The organism is Duganella sp. Root198D2 (genome assembly GCF_001428585.1).
Classification (GTDB): domain Bacteria; phylum Pseudomonadota; class Gammaproteobacteria; order Burkholderiales; family Burkholderiaceae_D; genus Rugamonas.
On the sequence record NZ_LMIC01000032.1, the window covers coordinates 5,483 to 8,668 of the forward strand.

The 3,186-nt window shown below is 53.2% G+C and carries 2 protein-coding genes and 1 pseudogene; 2 read left to right on the forward strand and 1 reads right to left on the reverse strand.

Annotated features, from left to right (window positions below):
- Positions 1-90 precede the first annotated feature (90 nt).
- Both ASE26_RS20000 and ASE26_RS30135 read left to right on the forward strand, forming a co-directional pair.
- Positions 91-2,301: a deaminase domain-containing protein gene (locus tag ASE26_RS20000; protein WP_082591421.1), complete on the forward strand. Its 2,211-nt coding sequence runs from the start codon at positions 91-93 to the stop codon at positions 2,299-2,301.
- Positions 2,302-2,303: 2 nt separating this feature from the next.
- On the forward strand, positions 2,304-2,759 hold the full coding sequence (locus tag ASE26_RS30135; RefSeq protein ID WP_082591422.1) for an SMI1/KNR4 family protein: 456 nt from the start codon (positions 2,304-2,306) through the stop codon (positions 2,757-2,759).
- A gap of 294 nt (positions 2,760-3,053) precedes the next feature.
- Here ASE26_RS30135 and ASE26_RS31075 read toward each other — a convergent pair.
- Positions 3,054-3,186, reverse strand: a pseudogene (locus ASE26_RS31075) (IS481 family transposase); the annotation flags it as partial.

The window sequence follows — 3,186 nt, forward strand, 5'->3', positions numbered from 1 at the left end:
GGCGACAGCGAATATGGCGCGAAGGACGCGGATGGCAACACCAAGTCGCTGAGCCAGTCGCAGCTATACGGTACCCCGAAGAGTGGCAACATGACGCCAGGCCTGCCGATGGTGGAGAAGGGCAGTGACAGCTCCACCACTTACGCCACAATCACCGACGGCAAGATCAACATCGGCGGTGTAACGACGAACTCCGTGAAGGACCTTGGCATCAACACCGATGCGAGCAAGGCCAACACCGCACTCGACAAGCTGCCTGATTTGCAGAAGCTCCTGAAGGATCAGCAAGCCATGTCGGCCGCCGCTGGCACGGTGATCGCAACCACCAAACAAGTGGCAAGCGATATTGCGACTGAAGCGCGCAAGGCAGAAGTCGAGGCACAAAAGACACTTAACAATTCGAACAGCACGGATCAACAGAAGGCAGAAGCAACCAAAACAATTGATGCCGCCAAACTGGTTCAGACTGAGTGGGGCGTAGGCGGTGAGAAGAGCCGCGCACTGAATGTTGTCACCGGCATTTTGGTTGGCTCGGTCGCAGGGCAGGCCAGCACGCAGATTGCAGCAAATGCAGCGGCGCCATATCTCGCCGCCGAGATTGGCGACTACTTCAAGAAGGAAGGCAACGAAAACCAATCGCTGCAGAATTTAAGTCATGCGGTCCTCGGCGCAGCTCTGGCGGTTGCCAACAATTCCAGCGCAGTCAGTGGCGCGCTGGCCGGCGGCGGCGGAGAACTTGCCGCGCAAGTCTTGACGAAAGAACTGTACCCGCAGGCATTTGATGCCAATGGTGTACTGCAACGTGACAAGCTTACGCCGGACCAAGTAAACAACGTTAGTGCGTTATCAAGCGCTATCGGCGCACTATTGTCCGGAATGACCGGCGCCAGTTTACTTGACGCTGCAGTTGGCGGAAAGGTTGCGACCAATGCGGTGGAGAACAACTTCCTTCAGGGTAAAAGGGAAATTACGCCAGCGGTGTACCGCAAACAAGTACTCGATCAAGTTGGTGAGTGCATCAACGTAAAAGAATGCAGAAGCATGGAAGACGCCTTGCGGGCGCGATCCGTTGCGTTCTACCAAATTTCCTACAACCTGGCTAAACAAGGCGATAAATCCGGTGCCGATGAATACTGGGCCTTGGGAACATCGAGCTTCGAGGCCGCGAAGGTGGCCGCTGGAAAGGCGCACTCGATCGCGGGAGAATACTTTGCTGGGTCGAATAACACCAACCCCCAGACCTCGTCTGGATACGTGGAGTTGGATCGAAGCGCTGGGCAGTATCGCGACGGAGTAACGGGGGCTGCAGTCGCTCGGGTGCCCGCAGCATCCGCAACTCCTTGGAGCTCGGCTCTGATCGAAAGTGATCGAGGTACGCAAGATTACCGCGCAAGGCAAGCATATGAAACTGAGCGAACCCTCAATATTCTTTCATTGCCGTTTGGTGTGGCAGCGCGGGGTGCCGCATTGCTCGCCGGAGCTGACGAGTTATGGAATACAGCCCGAGTTGTCGGCACAGTTGTTCGAGAAGGAGAATTTGCAGTTGCCGGGAGCCGTATACCTGTCGCTGCTTCCAAGTCTGCGGGCAGCACCTCAGGGGCAGCCTCGGCATCCCATGCGTTTGATGAAGTACTCTACGGGCCTCTCCGTCCAGCGTACTTTGACGAGTTGGGACTCTCGCCAGTTCAATTCGGCACTCGCCCTGTCAAGGCAACTGATGCAGGAGTAAGAGACGAGCTTGCAGCGACAACGAAGACTTTAGATAATTCAACTGAAGGGGCGGGGAAGGGGCTAGCCGAGTTTTCAGACACTGGCAACTATGCTCGGCTGGAGACGAATAGAAAATCGCTGCCAGGTTCGAAAGCCTCAAGCTCCGCTCCGGCGGTGCAGACTTTAGATTTCCCAGTTCGAACTGTTGACAGTTCTTTGGATAAAGTAAACCAGCTGCGTCAGTCGCTTGATATCGGAGCGAAGCGGAATATTGCGATTGCCGAATTTAAGATTAACGGCGAAACTGGTGAAATGGTAGGAATAAGTGGGAACGCTACGCGTCCGGGGACAGTCGGTGCTCCTGAAAAACGTCGATTCGATACGATTACAACAGGTAACAATACGCGCGAACTTGATTCAGAAGTGAAGATTTTAGAGAATCTTGCGAGCCGATTGAAACCCGATGCGATCGGTACATTGCATCTATTCTCGGAGCTGCCTCTTTGCATCTCTTGCAAGGGGGTTGTTCCTCAATTTGAACAAGCATTCCCCGGCATTCGGGTGATTGTTACTCATGGCCCAGGAAGGTAATAATGAAAAAAGAAGTCCTAATTTCATCTTTAGTCGACGCAGGAATATGTCATCTTGACGAGGTGCGCGGCGTGACTCCTGAGGAAGTTGCGCGCTTGGAAGCGAATATTGGAAAAAGTTTGCCTTCAGAATATCGAGAATTCCTGTCTGGAGTTGGGCGGGGAGCGGGGCGGTTTCTTAACGGGACGGATATCTTTTTTGCCGCACTTGACGGATTAAGAGAAGACGCGATTCAACTTCTGAGGGAGAATGAGGAAGATGCGAGTCTTCCGGATGATGCATTTGTCTTTTCGATGCACCAAGGGTACGAGTTTACATACTTTAAGATTTCTGATGGGGATGATCCTCCTGTGTATCAGTATGTGGAAGGAAATGGCTCACCATCTCTTGCTTGGAATTCGTTCAATGACTTTCTAGTGGATGCAATTGCACAAAACTCGCGATTAGGTGCGTCCTAACGCATCGTCGACGTAACGGTCGGCACGGTCGGTGATCTGCTGTGGAAAAATTAGACGCTTTTGAGCACGAGTTTTTTGGTCAATAATCCCTTTGTGGATGGAGGATGACCATGAAGCGAAAACATTTTCCTGCGGAACAGATTGTAGCCGTTCTGAAGCAAGCCGACCTGGGTATGCCGGTCGGGGCAAGACTTTCAGCCAGGCAGAGGGCATGGTTGACGGCCTCCTGGCGGCTACGACATTGGTCACAACGGACCTGTCAGGAATTTTGTGTGCCGGGGTCGCGGTTCGTAGTTAGTTAATCGCGTTGGTGAAGCGTTCCCCAAACAGAATGGCAAACTGGTTGGCGGCCATCTTCCAGGTCCGCTGCGGCATCTTCCAATCTTTTTCAATATTGCGCGAGGCCAGATTCAGCAATTTGGTCGTC